Raw genomic sequence first — 16,383 nt, forward strand, 5'->3', positions numbered from 1 at the left:
TATTTTTTTGCAAAAAATTAAATGTTGGAGTTATTCACCCCAACATTTATTATAGAACCGATTAATTATGGCTTTTTAATTTATTATTATACTCTTATATAGTGTAAAACAAAATATAAAATGATTAAACAATTGTTAAAATTTAAAAATAACAATCAATTCATCATAGATATAGTAAATTATAACTAAATTCTACAAAAAAAGTAGAAAATAGTAATAAAAAATAATATAATATCATTTGATACGATGTTATATTATGATATATTTTATACTATACGATAAGTATCTATGGAGAGAATTATAAATTATTTAAAGAAGAAAGGAAGAATAATATTGAAAAGGAGAATAATATCGAAAACTTTTTTTAAGAAGAATGATTTTAGTATAACCAAAAAAGTTCTTTTGGCAATCATCTTAGTAGTGGTACTTGTGTTTACTAGTACTGGTGTTTATTTTTATAATTATACAAAAAATATAATTACTGAGAGTATATTAAATGAAATTCAGTTACAATCTAGACTAGCAACTCAAGAGATACAACAAATACTTCAAAATCATCAAATTATTACACAACAGATGAGTACCAATCAAGAAATTCAAAAATATCTTAAGGAAGTAAATACTTATGATCAAGCTCAATCACATATACTCTATAAATCTATAGCGGATACATTAGCACAAATAAAAGAAAAAGATTCTTATATTCTGTCTGTTTGGGTAGGTAATGATCGAGGAAATTTTTATATTGATAGTGAATATAGTTTATCTAGTTCTGAGTTTGATGTAAAAACAAGAGATTGGTATGAAGTGCTTATGAACAATAGAGAAACAGTATTTATAAAACCTTATATAGATGAAGATACAAAAAAAATGATTGTATCTGTTATGCAACCCATACGAGATGAAAATAATGTTATTGGATTTGTAGCTTTAGACATTTCTCTTGAATCCATTCCTAAGATTATGAAGCATTATAGAATTGGAGAAGATGGATCGAATTTTTTAATTACAGAAGATGGAACGTATGTATATACAGAAGATGTTAAAAAAATTATGACAGAAAATATACTACAAGATCAAGATTTAAAAGAAATCGCTTCTCATATGATTAATGGAGAGACCGGAATCAAAGAACTTACATATAAAAATAAAGATTATTATGTAGCGTATAAGTCTATATCACTGAATAAATGGGCTATAGGGCTTTTTATAGATCAGGAAGAAGCCTTAGCACAATTAAATGAAGTAACATCAAGAATGTTGTATCTTTATATGATAGGTTCATTAATTTTAATATTGATTGTATATGTTATTGTTAAAAAGAGTCTTGCACCTTTAAAATTTACAACAGAGCATGCAAAAGAATTATCAAAGGGAGATTTAACAAAAGAAATTCCACAAAAGTTTTTAGAAAAAAGAGATGAAATAGGAGATTTGGTGAAAGCATTTGATGGAATGACACAGAATTTTAGAAAATTAATTGGAAACATTATAGAATCTTCTGAACAAGTGGCTGCTTCTTCACAAGAATTAACTGCAATTTCACAACAAGCAGCATCTAGTGGAGAAGATGTGGCAAAAACTATAGAAGAAATTGCAAAGGGAGCAACAGATCAAGCACAAGATACACAAATTGGGGCACAACGTTCTTTAGAATTAGGAAAATTGATAGAAAAAGATCAAGAGTATATAAAAGATATGACAGATTCATCGATATGTGTAGTTAAATTGATTCAAGAAGGACTTATTATTATTGAGGATTTGATTCAAAAAACACATCAAACAGATGGAGCAACAAAAGATATTACACAGGTAATTAGTAAAGCAAGTGAGAGTTCAAATAAAATAGGAGAAGCTAGCAGTATGATTGCATCTATTGCAGATCAAACTAATCTTTTAGCACTCAATGCGGCTATAGAAGCAGCTAGAGCAGGAGAACATGGAAGAGGCTTTGCAGTAGTAGCAGAAGAGATTAGAAAGTTAGCAGAGCAATCGAGTTTATTTACTATGAAAATAGATGAAATTGTAAGAGAACTTGTGGACAATACAAAACTTGCACAAGAAACGATCCAAAATGTATCTATGATTATTAAAGATCAAGGAGAAAGTGTGAAAAATACTGAAAATAAATACAAAGAAATTGCAAAAGCTATTAAAATAGCAGAAGAAATTGTAGAAGAATTAAATTTTTCAGGAAAAGAAATGGAAAAGAAAAAATCTGAAATTGTAGAGACTATTCAAAATTTGTCTGCTATTGCACAACAAAATGCAGCTAGTACTGAGGAGGTTACTGCTTCTGTAGAAGAACAGACTGCATCTATGGAAGAAATTTCAAATGCAAGTGAAGGTTTGGCAAAATTAGCAGAAGAACTTCAAAAGTCTATTACACAATTTAAAATATAAAATTATATAATAATAACTAATATAAAAACTCCTTGATTTTAAGGAGTTTTTATATCTTGATTTTTAATAAGTTCTAATGTTTCCTTGATGATTTTTATATATTCATTTTTACTTAGTGTTCCTATAATAGGTTTTCCTACGATATTTCCTTGCTGATCTACAAAAATACTAGTGGGGTAAGAAGCGATGGTATTTAAAAATTTAGTTTGAAGACTTTTATCAGGGATGATGTTAGTATAAGTAATTTTATTTTGAGATAATATTTTTTGTGTAAGTGATTCGTGATCTTGTGCATCTGCAATGATTCCTATAATATTGACATTTTGATTTTTTATTTCACAATATAGATTTTGAAGATCATTTATTTTATAAGTATCTACAGAGGTATCCCACACATTGATCATAGTAAGTGAATAATCTTTAAATATACTACTGCTTATACTATTATGATTTATATCCAGAGCTTCAAAGGAAGGAAATGCTCCCATTAGTTCTATATCATGCTCATCATGTATTGGAAGAGTACGTTTAAAAATTTTCACAGTATTTTTAATTTTTTTAATATCCTTGTAAAATTCATCATACATTTTTTGTGATGATTGGGATAAACCTACAATAGTCTTAGGATCTGGATAAGATAAGTAATAAACTAAATTATCTTGTTCTCCAAGAAAAATATTATGTGCAAGTCCAGATAAATTTTCTATAAGAATAGAATCTAATTTATCTTTATGATAAATATTAAAATGTACTAAAGGTTTTAATGTACTTAAAAGATTATTCCGTTCTTTTTCATTTTCTTGATTGATATCTGTAGTACAAGATTGAATTTTTGCTACATTTTCTTCTGGAATATAAGAAAGTTTAAGCCCTCCGTATAAAGGATTAGAAGCATCAGGAGAGGCTCCTAAAACGATACCATCAATATATTTTTCATGATCATCCCATTCTTTAGGCATGCTAAAGCTAAAACCTAATTCTTTGAGTTCAACAAGGTGACTTGCTTTAGATTGAGTTTGATTAGGTGTAGTGGATAGGTGTTTGTCTTCTTTAGAACAACCTATAAAAGTAAAGGGAAGTGTTCCTAACAATAATCCTAAAATAAATTTGTTGATCATATTATAGTTCCTCCTTCTTTCTCTATTCTATTATATAAGAAATTTCCTAATTCTTCTATATAGAATATTTTTAAAAGAGTATTCGATGACTAAAAGTATTGGTAAATGCTAAAAATCATAAATAATACTAGGATGTTTAATAAAGAAGAATTTTTATATTATTGATTCCTAAAGGAAGATACCATATAATAAAAAAAGAAATATATAGAAAAGAGGGGAAAATATGAAATTGTTTTTTATTTCTGATATACATGGTTCATTATATTACTTAAAGAAGGCGTTAGAGGCTTATGAAAGAGAAAAGGCAGACTATATAGTAATATTAGGAGATGCTTTATACCATGGACCTAGAAATGGTCTCCCAAAGGACTATGATCCAAAAGAAGTAGCAAAAGTACTCAATCAATATCAAGAAAAAATTATAGCAGTACGAGGAAACTGTGATAGTGAAGTAGATCAAATGATGATTGAATATCCTATGATGGGAGAATATTCTATAGTTTTTTATGAAAATAAAAAATTGTTTTTAACTCATGGACATATTTATCATAAAAATAATCTTCCAAAATTATCTAAAGGGGATGTATTTATTCATGGACATACGCATATTCCTGTATTAGAAAAAATGGACGATTGTTATCTTTTTAATCCAGGATCTATTTCTTTACCAAAAGAGAACAATCCTTATACTTATGGTATCTTAAAAGATAAAAGAATAGAAATAAAAGATTTAGATGGCAATGTGATTTTAGATATGGAAATAGAATAAAATCTTTTTAGTAAAAAAGTCTTACTTTGAAAGATTTATAAGTAGATTTTTTTGAAATATATTAACGAAAATTATATAGTTATCCATAATTTTATAAAGTATATAATTTTCTATGTAGTATAAAAGAATATTAAAAATTCCCTATACGTATCTTGTATAGGGAATTTTTAATATTCAATAAGAATCGTGCATATACTTTATTGAAATAAAAATAGAAAAGGTGATGGAGTGAAAAATAGAATATATATATGTACGATCAAAATGAATAAAAAATTCATATTTTTACTGTTTTTATTTATGCTAATACTATTGCTAGTGTGGATATATAAGATAAATTTTTTACAAACAGTATTTCATTCTTATGAAAAAAGAATTGTAATCGATCCGGGACATGGAGGGATCGATAGTGGAACAGGAGAGAAATTTGGTATTTATGAAAAACAAATTAATTTAGATGTAGCCCTTAGATTAAGGAAATTGGTAGAGAAAGATTTTAAAGTAACTATGACAAGAGATAAAGACATTTCTTTGGAAAATAAAAGTGATTTAAATGATTCAAGATATAAAAAAGATTTACATGCTAGAAAGACAATTATCAATCAATATGGTGATTTATTTGTAAGCATTCATGTAAATGCTGATCCGTACAATTCAAAAACTAGAGGAGTCAAAATTTTTTATTATCCTACATCAGAGGAAAGCAAGAAATTAGCTCATTCTATAAAAAAAGAAGTCGATAAAATTGTATATAAAGAGGATTTAAAAAAAGCAGAAGTTATAAAAGAAGACTATTATGTTTTAAGAGAGACTACATGTCCAGGCGTATTGGTAGAGATTGGTTTTATAACTAATGTACATGAGAGAAAATTAATGCAAAATAGTGAATACAAAAATAAAATAGTAAAATCTATTTCTGAGGGGATTAAAAATTATGCGAAAAAGAGCAGATGATGAACTGCTCTTTATTTCATATCATGTCTTTTATTATTTTGAACAATTTCAATAGCTTCTACAATTTTTTGTGTAACATTAATTTTAAATTGTCTATCTAACTCATTAGATTTTGCATAAGAATAACCTTGAGAAGTAGATACATATAAAGGTGGAAGATGATTTAAGGAGAATGCTTTAATGTCTTCTAGACATTGTTTGCATAAACATATATTTTCAAAATTTTCTAAAATAGAAGGTAGTAGATGATCTACGATATTTTCCATATAATTTTTAGGCATAGTAAAGTCCCTTTCTTAATTAAGTAATGGATTATTGTCTATGATATTTCACCTTGATTTTATCATATTTTATAAAAAAAACCTAAAAAAATATATAGGTAAAAGGTAATAATTTAGTTGAAATAAATACAAATTACTTTGAAAAGATAACAAAATACAAAAATTCTTTATAACTAAATAGTAAAATGTATAAATATGAAAAATACAAGTAGCCATTTGTAATCTATAATTTATCATATGTATTTAAAAAAAGTTCACTTATAAATAGTAGATAAGGAAGACTTTTTAAAATCTATATGATAATAGTATTATGATAAAATAAATTGGGTATCTTTATAAATAAAACAAATGAATAGGAGAATAAGTATGTTAGATATAACTAAATTATTATCTGCATATGTTGAGAAAGATTCTATCAGATATGCAGATACTTGTTCAAATACGTATACAGGAACAAATAAAGGAGCAGGTCCTGTAGTTGCATGGAATATTACTAAAAGATGTAATTATTCATGTAAGCATTGTTATTCTGGCTCAAATAATCAAAAGGGAGAAAATGAATTAAGTCTAGATGAAATAAAGAATATAGTAGATCAATTAAAGGAAGCTAATACTCCTGTAATTTTACTATCAGGAGGAGAGCCTATGATTCGTGAGGATATCTTTTCGATTATAGAGTATATAAGAAATAAAAAAATTCATGTAAGTTTATCTACTAATGGGAGTTTGATTGATAGTAAAACTGCCTTTTCTTTAAAGAAATTAGGAATTGGTTATGTGGGTATTAGTATGGATGGGAAAAAAGATACAAATGATCTTTTTAGAGGAACAAAAGGAGCTTTTGAAAATTCTATAAAAGCTATTGAAAATTGTAAAAGAGCAGGGCAAAAGGTAGGTCTTAGATTTACTCTTCAAAAGTCAAACTATAAAGAGGTAGAAGATATACTAAGAATTATGGAATATATGGATATACAAAGAATTTGTTTTTATCACTTAGTTCCATCAGGAAGGGGAAAAGAAATTAAGGATCAAATTTTATCTCATAAACAAACCAAAGAAGTAGTAGATATCATATATGAATATGCAAAGAAAGTAAAAGGGAAAAGAGAAGTATTAACAGTTGCCAATCATGCAGATGGACCGTATATTTATTTAAAAACTAAAAAAGAAGATCCTCATCAAGCACAAAATATATATAACAATTTATTAAAAAATGGAGGCAATCGATCTGGAATGGCTATTTGTAACATGGATTGGCAAGGAAATATTTATCCAGATCAATTTAGTAAATATTTATTATTAGGGAATTTAAGGGAAAATACTTTTAAAGAGATATGGATGAAAAATCCATTACTAGATGATCTAAGAAATCGAAAAGAAAAATTAAAAGGAAGATGTAGAAGCTGTAGATGGCTAAGTATTTGTAATGGAAATTTAAGAGCACGAGCATATACTATTCATAAAGAGTTATGGGCAGATGATCCAGCTTGTTATTTGGAGGATATAGACATATGATCATTTCATGGAATACTACAAAGAGGTGTAATCTTTATTGTGATCATTGTTATAGAGATGCATCAAATGAATATTTTTCTGATGAATTAAATACCTATGAAGGAAAAAAACTCATTGAAGAAATATCAAAAGCAGGTTTTAAAATACTTATTCTAAGTGGAGGAGAACCTTTGATGAGAAAAGATTTATGTGAGATTTCTCATCATGCAACAAAGTGTGGATTGATTCCTGTACTAGGAACAAATGGAACACTTATTAGTAAAGACAAGGCTTATGAGTTAAAAAAATCAGGAATACAAGCAGCAGCTATTAGTATAGATAATATAGATGAAAAAAAACATGATGATTTTAGAAAAGTAAAGGGAAGCTTTCAAAAGGCAATAGAAGGAATTAAAAATTGTATAGAAGCAGGAATTCGTGTACAAATTAATACGACAGTTACAAAGAATAATAAAAATGAAATTATAAAAATAATAAATTGGGCACAAGAGATGGGATCTTCTTCTTGTCATCCATTTTTTTTAGTAAAGGTAGGAAGAGGTAAGAATATACAAGATCAAGCTTTGGATGAAAAAGAATATATAAGACTTGTTCACAAAATTATAGACCATCAATTAAATGTAGATATAGAACTAAAACCAACCTGTGCACCTCAATTTATGTCCTTTGCCAAAAGCAAAAATATAAAGATGAGATTTAGTAGAGGATGTATTGCAGGAATTGGATATTGTTGTATATTACCTAATGGAGAAGTTCATGTATGTCCTTATTTGCCTATGCTAGCAGGAGATGTAAAAAAAACACCTTTTCATGTAATCTGGAAGAAAAGCTCTGTATTTCAAAGGTTAAGAGAAAAAGAAAATTATAAAGGTTCATGTAGAAATTGTGATCATTTTTCTATATGCGGAGGATGTAGGGCAAGAGCTTATGAAGAGACAGGAGATTATATGATGGGAGATCCTTTAGGAAAATATTGTTTTGTAAGAGAGGAAATCAAATGACAAAAGAAGAAAAAATGATTTTAAATGAATTACAAAAGGGTATTCCATTAGAGAAAAGACCTTTTTTAAAAATTGCAAATAAGCTTTGCTTAAGTGAAGAAAAAATTATTCGTGCCATTCATTCTTTAAAAAAGAAAGGATATATAAGAAGATTTGGAGCTATTTTGGATGTAAATCAATTAGGAGTTAAAAGTACTCTTGTGGGAATGAAGGTAAGAGGAGAAGATGTAGAAAAAATAGCAAATATAGTAAGTTCTTATGAAGGAGTGACTCATAATTATGAACGAGATCATATTTATAATTTGTGGTTTACATTAATGGAATCTTCTGACGAAAGATTAGAAAAAACATTAAAAGAAATAAAAGAAAGAACAAAAGTAGAAATGATTCATCTTCCTTCTGAAAAAAAACACAAAACCAATGTATTTTTTAAGTTTGAATAAAGGAGATCATATAATGGACAAAATAGATGAGAGAATACTTATAGAAATATCACAGAATATAGAAATTTGTATGGATGTTTATGAAGCATTGGCAAAAAAATTAAATTTATCAGAAGATGAACTCCTAAAAAGATTAAAAAATATGAAAAATCAAGGAGTTATAAAAAGAATTGCTCCTGTTCTTTATCATCAAAATACAGAATATAAGTATCATGCTATGACTGCATGGAAAATACCAAAAAATAAGATAGATACTATGCTTTATGAAATGCAAAAGATAGAAAATATTAGTCATATTTATGAAAGAAACATAAATAAGGATTGGCCATATAATTTATTTGGAATGCTTCATGGAAAAGAAAAAGAAGAGATACAAAATATTATTAAATTTTTATCTAAAAAAATACAAGTTACTGAATATACTGTATTATATACAAAGAAACAATGGAAAAAAACAAGTCCTAATATAGAATATTTTATTCGATGAATCCATATAGAATGGAGAGTAAAGTGTGAGAAAAAAGCTTCTTATAATTAGCAAAATGATAATTGTTATATTTCTTCCTATTGTGATTTTGTTAGGGAGTTTAAAAGCATATGCATTGAATGAAGAATTTTATATGAAGGAGTTTAAAAAATATGATATTGTTCAAAACATTCATATAAATGAGGCATCATTACATAAAATTGCCACAGGAATTGTGAATTATTTAAAAGACGATGAAAAAGATTTATTAATCTTTATAGAAAAAAATGGAGAATATGTAGAAGCTTTTGGTCAGAAGGAAAAACTTCATATGAAAGATGTGAAGATTCTTTTTCAAAGAGGATATATCCTCAAAAATATAAGTCTCTTCCTAGTAGGATTTGCTTTTTTGATAATAATAAAATTTTCAAATATATGGAAAGACATACTTGGAAAAAGTTTGATTCAAGCAAGTATAATATCTTTTGTCTTTATCTTTTTTTTATATGTATTAATGAATATAGATTTTTATCAATATTTTATATATTTTCATAAAATATTTTTTAATAATAATTTGTGGTTATTAGATCCTAAGACAGATTTATTGATTCAGATATTACCATTAGAATTTTTTATAGATATTGCTCAAAGGACATTGATGCTTTTTTTAGGGATTATGTTTTTGACTGGATGGATTGGATTTGTTTTGGTTAGACATGTTATGAAAATATAGGAATAAAAATTTCATTTAGAAGTTTAAAAGATTGCTATACAATTTTATCTAGTATATAATTTTTTGTGTATAGAATAAAAAAGAAAGGATGATTACATATGAGAAATCCTATAGTAACCATACAAATGGAAAATAGGGGACAAATTAAGGTGGAGTTATATCCAGAAATTGCACCAAATACAGTAAATAACTTTATAGCTTTAGTACAAAAGGGATTTTATGATGGACTAATTTTTCATAGGGTAATTCCAGGATTTATGATTCAAGGAGGATGTCCCGAAGGAATTGGAACAGGAGGACCAGGATATACCATAAAAGGTGAATTTAGCTCTAATGGATTTTCTAATGATTTAAAACACTCAAGAGGAGTTCTTTCTATGGCAAGAGCTGCTCATCCTGATTCAGCAGGATCGCAATTTTTTATTATGCATGAGAATTCTCCTCATTTGGATGGAGAATATGCAGCTTTTGGAAAGGTTGTAGAAGGAATAGAAGAAGTTGATAGAATTGCAAAGACAAAAACGAATTTTCAAGATAAACCATTACAAGAGGAAAAAATAGAAAAAGTAACGATAGAATTATTTGAAGAAGAATATAAAGATCCTGAAATGATTTAATAAAAGCTGGCATATGCCAGCTTTTATTAAATCATTTGTTTGATCAATTCCATAGCCTTTTGGAAGATTTTTTTTTCAGGAGAAAGAGGTGTTGGAAGGGTATCTATAGTAAACCATTTTACTTCTTTACTTTCAAAGCTACATTGTATTTCTCCTGCTATATACTCACATGCATAAACATGAATATGCGAATGACTATATTCATCTTTATAAGTAAAATCATGAATTTCTTCTAAGGCTTTGCATTCTATTCCAGTTTCTTCAAATACTTCTCGACAAATAGTCTCTTCAATGGTCTCTCCAGGATCAGAAAACCCTCCAGGGGGTCCCCAAATCATAGGATACCACTTACGGTGAACCAATAAAATATCATTTTCTTTTATCACAATACCAAGACCAGCAGTTTGCATAGAAATCACCTCTTAAAGGAAGTAGCCAGGAAAACCTGGCTATTCATCTATTTCAATGTATTGCTTGAACCTAAAACATTTTTTATTTTATGTTGTACCATCTTTTGGATAGCATCTCTAGCAGGTCCAAGATATTTTCTAGGATCAAATTCTTCAGGATGTTCTACAATGAATTTTCTAACAGCAGCAGTCATAGCAAGTCTTAAATCTGTATCTATATTTACTTTACATACACCAAGTTTTGCTGCTTGTCTAATCATTTCTTCAGGAACTCCTTGAGCACCAGGGATATTTCCTCCAAATTCATTACAAGCTTTTACAAATTCAGGTAAAACAGTAGAAGCTCCATGTAAAACAAGAGGAGTGTTTGGAAGAAGTTTTGTGATTTTTTCTAATCTTTCGAAGTCTAATCTTGGTTCTCCTTTAAACTTATAAGCACCATGACTTGTACCAATAGCAATAGCTAAAGAATCTACACCTGTTCTTTGTACAAATTCTACAGCTTCATCAGGATCTGTAAAAGTTGCATCTTTTTCACTTACTTTTACTGCATCTTCGATTCCTGCAAGTTTTCCAAGTTCTGCTTCTACTACAACACCTTTTGAATGAGCATACTCTACTACTTTTTGAGTAATAGCAATATTTTCTTCAAAAGGATGTTTAGATCCATCAATCATAACAGAACTAAAACCATCATCAATACATGCTTTACATATTTCAAAATCTTCTCCATGATCAAGATGTAGCACAATATCTAGTCCACTATCTTCAATAGCAGCTTCTACAAGTTTTTTTAGATAAATTGGACTTGCATATTTTCTTGCTCCAGCAGAAACTTGTAAAATAAGAGGAGATTTCTCTTGTTTTGCAGCTTCTATGATTCCTTGGATGATTTCCATATTATTTACATTGAATGCACCAATGGCATACTGTCCTTTTTGTGCATCCTTAAACATTTGAGTAGATGTAACTAATGGCATAATATGACCTCCTGTATTTAATATAATAAATATCTATATAAAGTATAACATAAAAATTATATAGAATATACTATTTGAAATTTAAAATAGAAATATGTACCTTATTGTCCATTTGACTTATCTAATTGTAATTATATAACAAGAAATTTAAAAATACCATAAAAAGTACTTTGAATTTATGAATTTTTTAGGTAAAATAATAATACATAGATATAATCTTTGTGATATTATAATATTATAGTATAATAAAGTAAAAGAAAAAAATACATGCACTAAAAATAAAAGTGTAAAACTATAGGAGGATGAAAAGTGATGTATAAAAGGCAAATACCAAATCTATTTACACTTTTGAATCTGATCTTAGGGATTTTGTCAATTCTTTTTATATTTGATGAAAAATATGTATTATCAGCAGTTTTAATTATTATTGCAGGAATGATGGATAGAATGGATGGAAAGATGGCAAGAAAGCTTGATGTAGTGAGTGATTTTGGAAAAGAATTAGATTCATTATGTGATCTTATTTCTTTTGGATTAGCACCTGCACTTTTAATGTGGCATTTAAATTTAATGGCGTTAGGAGATATTGGAATTATAGTAACACTTGTTTTTGTTGTTTGTGGAACAATAAGACTTGCTAGATACAATATTACAGATTTTGAGGGAGTATATTTAGGAATTCCCATTACCCTCTGTGGAGGGCTTGTCGCTCTTATGTCATTATATTCTACTAAGTATGTAGCAAATTTAAACTTTTTGTTAATTACGATGTTATTTTTATCCTATGCTATGATTAGTAAAAAGATCAGACTCAAAAAAAGATAGTAAAAAGCCCACCTATTATGGTGGGTATCCTTTTGTCTGAAAATAGAAATACTAGAAAAAAAGGAGAGCTTATTTATGAGATTACCTGAAAAGTTTACAGATAAAATGAAAGATTTACTAAAAGATGAGTATGAAGATTTTTTAGCTTCTTATGAAAAACAATATTTTAAAGGACTAAGAATTAATACTTTAAAAATTTCTGTAGAAGAATTTTTAAAGATTTCTCCTTTTTCTCTAAAACCTATTCCATGGTGTGAGGATGGATTTTATTTTGACGAAGAAAGTCCTGCAAAGCATCCTTATTATCATGCAGGACTTTATTATATTCAAGAACCAAGTGCAATGGCACCAGTATCTTTTTTATCTCCAAATAAAGGAGATCATGTATTAGATGTATGTGCAGCACCAGGAGGAAAATCAGTTCAGATTGCATGTGCACTAAAGGGAGAAGGCGTCCTGATTACAAATGATATAAACTTAAATAGAGTAAAGCCATTGATTAAAAATATGGAACTGTTTGGAATAAAAAATGCTATTGTTATGAATGAATCTATAGAAAAAATCAAAAGATATTTTCCAAATTATTTTGACAAAATATTAGTAGATGCTCCTTGTTCAGGAGAAGGAATGTTTCGAAAAGATTCATCTATGATCAAAAGCTGGGAAAAGCATGATCATAATTATTATATTCCTATACAAAGGGAAATTATGAAACATGTAGATGAACTTTTAAATGGAGAAGGAAAAATTGTTTATTCTACTTGTACTTTTTCAATAGAGGAAAATGAAGAAATAATAAATGAGTTCTTGGAAGAAAATGATAATTTTCATATGTTAGATATTGAAAAAAAATATGGTATATCAGAAGGGATTTCAAATAAAAGAGATGAGATTAAAAAATGTGCAAGACTTTTGCCACATAAAGTAGAGGGAGAAGGACATTTTTTAGCTTTTATGGGAAAAACAGAAAAAGAGTCTAATTATTCTTATAAAAATGAAAAGATAAAGATTCCTAATGTATTTTACGATTTTGTAAAAGAAAACCTTACTATTGATATAGAAGGAGATTTTCAAATTCATAAGGACAATCTGTATAGAGTTCCTAAGGAATTGCCAAATATGAAGGGCCTTAAAGTATTAAGATCAGGATGGCTATTGGGAACTTTTAAGAAAAACAGATTTGAGCCTAGTCATGCATTGGCTATGGGACTATCTATGAAGGATGCAAAAAGATTTGTAAATTTTAATAAAGATGATTTTGAAGTGATTAAATATTTAAAGGGAGAAACCCTTCATACAAAAGGAGAAAAAGGATGGACTCTTGTATGCGTAGATGGATATCCGTTAGGATGGTCAAAGCATACAGGAAGCATATTAAAAAATTATTACCCTCCTTCTTGGAGATGGATGGATTAGAGAAGTACTAAAGAAGAAAGCAAAAAGGGACACAAAGATATGTAAATCATTAGTGCATAAGAACTTTTTTGGAGAGTAAGAATTTTAATAATTCAATTTAACAAATAAAATGTTTAATATAGTGTTTAAATGCGAATAATAAATACGAAAATAAAAAAATAGGAGGTAAAAATATGAGAAAACTTTCGGATGCTGAAACATTATCATTAACAAATTTGCTAAAATTTGAAAAGGATGGACTGGCAGTATCTAGAGCTATGCAAACCTTAATAAATGATGAAGATTTAAAAAATCAAGCTGAATCTAGTATTTTAGCAACAGAAGGTAGAATAAAAGGTATACAGCAATTTATTAATGAAAATAGAGTAGCTGGAACAGAGGAGGTAAAATAATGGCTTCTTTTTTAGGAAATAGAGTAAAAAATATGACAGATATTAATGATGAGGTTATAGTAAATAACATGCTTGCTGCTGGTAAGGGAGCAGCTGATGCATATTTAAATGCTACTATGACAAGTCCAACACCTGAGTTAAGAGCAATGTATGGCTCAAGTTTAAACCAAGTAGTAGTAGGACATACAGCATTAATGGAACTTGCTGTTAAAAAAGGTTGGGAAAAACCCTATAATTCTCCTTCTCAACAATTGACAGATGCTTATAATAAATCTAAAACGACAACTCCAATAGAATAATAATAGAAAAAAGAGTTTTAAAGAATGCTGTTTATATAAAGCAATAGATATTAAAATTTTTAGAGGTTGATAATTGATTTTTTATATGTTAAAATCAAATGATATAATCATTATGTAAAGAAAGGGAGACTTTTATCATGAATATCTACATCCAATACAATGCATTACATCATCATCACCGCTAGAGACTTGTCCCTATGGAGATCCATAGATACAGGTCTATTTATGTTTTGATAGGCTGGTATCTATGGGGTGAATGTCTTTATTGGATTGAATGGATTTACCCATATAGGTTTACAGCCTATATGGGTTTTTTTATATTTAAAAAATAGGAGGAGATTGTATGAAAAATCAAATTATTAAACCATCTATATTACCAGGATTTATGGAGTTACTTCCATCAGATCAGATATTATTTAACAAAATACTTGATATCATTAAGAAAAATTATGAAAGATTTGGATTTATTCCAATGGATACACCTATCATAGAAAAATCAGAGATCTTACTTGCCAAAGGTGGAGGAGAGACAACAAAACAGATTTATAGATTTAATAAAGGGAAAAATGATATCTCACTTCGATTTGACTTGACAGTTCCATTTGCAAGATATGTTTCTCAGTATACTCAGGATCTAACTTTTCCTCTTAGAAGATATCAAATAGGCAAGGTATTTAGAGGAGAGAGAAATCAAAAGGGGAGATTTCGTGAGTTTTATCAATGTGATATAGATATTATTAATCGTGGAGAGTTAAATATTTTAAATGATGCAGAAATTCCAAGTATCATATATTCAGTATTTAGAGAATTAAACCTTGATTCATTCACTATATACATTAATAATAGAAAGCTTTTAAATGGTTATTTTGAATATTTAGAGATAGAGAATAAGATAGATGTTTTAAGAACAATAGATAAGTTAGATAAAATAGGGAAGGATCAAGTTAAGGAAGAACTTAAGTTACTTTCTATAGAAAGTAAAGCTATTGAAAATATACTAAAATTTATAAAAATAAATGGTGAAAATGATGAAATATTGACTCAGTTAAAAAATTTAGGTGTTGAGAATGAGTTATTTAAAGAGGGATTAGATGAGCTTGAAAAAGCAGTGTATTATATAGGTTGTTTTGGAGTTCCTAAAAAATTTTATAATATCAATTTAAAAATAACAAGAGGATTAGATTATTATACAGGAACAGTATACGAGACTATGTTGGATGATTATTTAAATATTGGTTCTATATGTTCTGGGGGAAGATATGATGATTTGGCTCAGAATTATACTACAGAAAAATTGTCAGGAGTAGGAATTTCTATAGGACTAACTAGGTTGTTTTATCAATTAAGAGAAGCAAATATTCTAAAGATGAGTAGTGGTTCTACGACTTCTCAAGTACTTGTAGTTCCAATGGATAAACAATATTTAGATGAATCTATAAATATTGTAAATAAACTAAGAAATAAAGATGTAAGAAGTGAATTATATTTAGAAGATAATAAGCTTAGTAAAAAGCTTAATTATGCCAATAAGCTAAGAGTTTCATATATTATTTTAATAGGAAAAGAAGAAGTAGAAACTGGATTGTTCACATTAAAAGATATGAAGACAGCAGTTCAATATAAGCTATCTATAGAAGAAATCTTTGAGATTTTGAATAATAGATAAATTGCTGCCTAATAATATGGTATAATTCTATTTAAGTATGGATGTATATCAATACAATCCATATTTAAATAGAATCTAAATTTATTTTTAAAATAGGA

Annotated in this window: 18 protein-coding genes; 14 read left to right on the forward strand and 4 right to left on the reverse strand. The window is 27.8% G+C overall.

The genetic code is table 11. The annotated features are described in order from the left end of the window. The first annotated feature begins 333 nt into the window (after positions 1–333). Positions 334–2,403 carry a methyl-accepting chemotaxis protein gene (locus tag EK368_RS02205; protein ID WP_165000294.1) on the forward strand — a complete coding sequence of 690 codons (2,070 nt, stop codon included), beginning with the start codon at positions 334–336 and terminating at the stop codon, positions 2,401–2,403. A gap of 38 nt (positions 2,404–2,441) precedes the next feature. On the opposite strand, the gene EK368_RS02210 is transcribed toward EK368_RS02205, so the two are convergent. Further along, positions 2,442–3,521, reverse strand: a complete 1,080-nt coding sequence (locus EK368_RS02210) for a TlpA family protein disulfide reductase (RefSeq protein ID WP_129596104.1) — start codon at positions 3,519–3,521, stop codon at positions 2,442–2,444. A gap of 223 nt (positions 3,522–3,744) precedes the next feature. Here EK368_RS02210 and yfcE point away from each other — a divergent pair, with 223 nt between their 5' ends. Together yfcE and EK368_RS02220 are read left to right on the forward strand one after the other, a co-directional pair. Continuing rightward, positions 3,745–4,290 (forward strand): phosphodiesterase, encoded by a 546-nt coding sequence (gene yfcE / locus EK368_RS02215; RefSeq protein WP_129596105.1) that lies wholly within the window; start codon positions 3,745–3,747, stop codon positions 4,288–4,290. Positions 4,291–4,518: 228 nt separating this feature from the next. Next, positions 4,519–5,241 (forward strand): N-acetylmuramoyl-L-alanine amidase family protein, encoded by a 723-nt coding sequence (locus EK368_RS02220; RefSeq protein ID WP_129596106.1) that lies wholly within the window; start codon positions 4,519–4,521, stop codon positions 5,239–5,241. Between the two features lie 11 nt (positions 5,242–5,252). Here EK368_RS02220 and EK368_RS02225 read toward each other — a convergent pair whose 3' ends face one another. Then, positions 5,253–5,522 carry a late competence development ComFB family protein gene (locus EK368_RS02225; protein ID WP_129596107.1) on the reverse strand — a complete coding sequence of 90 codons (270 nt, stop codon included), beginning with the start codon at positions 5,520–5,522 and terminating at the stop codon, positions 5,253–5,255. A 366-nt stretch (positions 5,523–5,888) separates the two neighbouring features. On the opposite strand from EK368_RS02225, the gene EK368_RS02230 reads away from it, so the two are divergent. The 6 genes from EK368_RS02230 to EK368_RS02255 all read left to right on the forward strand — a co-directional run bounded on the left by EK368_RS02230 (position 5,889) and on the right by EK368_RS02255 (position 10,297). Next, a complete protein-coding gene (locus EK368_RS02230; RefSeq protein ID WP_129596108.1) occupies positions 5,889–7,037 on the forward strand; it encodes a radical SAM/SPASM domain-containing protein in 1,149 nt (382 codons plus the stop codon). Beyond that, positions 7,034–8,038, forward strand: coding sequence for a radical SAM/SPASM domain-containing protein (locus tag EK368_RS02235; protein WP_129596109.1), 1,005 nt, complete (start codon positions 7,034–7,036; stop codon positions 8,036–8,038). The genes EK368_RS02230 and EK368_RS02235 overlap by 4 nt, the downstream gene beginning before the upstream one ends. Then, complete coding sequence (gene ahbA, locus EK368_RS02240) at positions 8,035–8,481, forward strand: siroheme decarboxylase subunit alpha (protein ID WP_129596110.1); 447 nt, start codon at positions 8,035–8,037, stop codon at positions 8,479–8,481. The genes EK368_RS02235 and ahbA overlap by 4 nt, the downstream gene beginning before the upstream one ends. A gap of 13 nt (positions 8,482–8,494) precedes the next feature. Continuing rightward, the gene (gene ahbB, locus EK368_RS02245) at positions 8,495–8,968 is read left to right on the forward strand and encodes a siroheme decarboxylase subunit beta (RefSeq protein WP_129596111.1); all 474 of its coding nucleotides are present in this window, start codon (positions 8,495–8,497) and stop codon (positions 8,966–8,968) included. A gap of 25 nt (positions 8,969–8,993) precedes the next feature. Continuing rightward, complete coding sequence (locus EK368_RS02250; protein WP_129596112.1) at positions 8,994–9,680, forward strand: TIGR01906 family membrane protein; 687 nt, start codon at positions 8,994–8,996, stop codon at positions 9,678–9,680. A gap of 98 nt (positions 9,681–9,778) precedes the next feature. After that, positions 9,779–10,297: a peptidylprolyl isomerase gene (locus tag EK368_RS02255; protein WP_129596113.1), complete on the forward strand. Its 519-nt coding sequence runs from the start codon at positions 9,779–9,781 to the stop codon at positions 10,295–10,297. Between the two features lie 26 nt (positions 10,298–10,323). On the opposite strand, the gene EK368_RS02260 is transcribed toward EK368_RS02255, so the two are convergent. Both EK368_RS02260 and fba read right to left on the reverse strand, forming a co-directional pair. Then, positions 10,324–10,707 (reverse strand): NUDIX hydrolase, encoded by a 384-nt coding sequence (locus EK368_RS02260; RefSeq protein ID WP_129596114.1) that lies wholly within the window; start codon positions 10,705–10,707, stop codon positions 10,324–10,326. Positions 10,708–10,754: 47 nt separating this feature from the next. After that, entirely contained in the window at positions 10,755–11,687 is a 933-nt protein-coding gene (fba, locus tag EK368_RS02265) for a class II fructose-1,6-bisphosphate aldolase (protein WP_129596115.1), read from the reverse strand. Positions 11,688–11,999: 312 nt separating this feature from the next. Here fba and pssA point away from each other — a divergent pair, with 312 nt between their 5' ends. From pssA to hisS, 5 genes are all read left to right on the forward strand, one after another. Further along, positions 12,000–12,512, forward strand: coding sequence for a CDP-diacylglycerol--serine O-phosphatidyltransferase (pssA, locus tag EK368_RS02270; RefSeq protein WP_129596225.1), 513 nt, complete (start codon positions 12,000–12,002; stop codon positions 12,510–12,512). 75 nt (positions 12,513–12,587) lie between these two features. After that, on the forward strand, positions 12,588–13,928 hold the full coding sequence (locus EK368_RS02275; protein ID WP_129596116.1) for an RsmF rRNA methyltransferase first C-terminal domain-containing protein: 1,341 nt from the start codon (positions 12,588–12,590) through the stop codon (positions 13,926–13,928). A 173-nt stretch (positions 13,929–14,101) separates the two neighbouring features. Then, complete coding sequence (locus EK368_RS02280; protein ID WP_129596117.1) at positions 14,102–14,320, forward strand: hypothetical protein; 219 nt, start codon at positions 14,102–14,104, stop codon at positions 14,318–14,320. Next, a complete protein-coding gene (locus EK368_RS02285; RefSeq protein WP_129596118.1) occupies positions 14,320–14,619 on the forward strand; it encodes a spore coat protein in 300 nt (99 codons plus the stop codon). The genes EK368_RS02280 and EK368_RS02285 overlap by 1 nt, the downstream gene beginning before the upstream one ends. 343 nt (positions 14,620–14,962) lie before the next feature. Next, the gene (gene hisS, locus EK368_RS02290; RefSeq protein WP_129596119.1) at positions 14,963–16,285 is read left to right on the forward strand and encodes a histidine--tRNA ligase; all 1,323 of its coding nucleotides are present in this window, start codon (positions 14,963–14,965) and stop codon (positions 16,283–16,285) included. The last annotated feature ends 98 nt before the right edge of the window (positions 16,286–16,383 follow it).

The sequence above is a fragment of the Anaerophilus nitritigenes genome (assembly GCF_004138215.1).
GTDB lineage: Bacteria > Bacillota > Clostridia > Peptostreptococcales > Thermotaleaceae > Anaerophilus > Anaerophilus nitritogenes.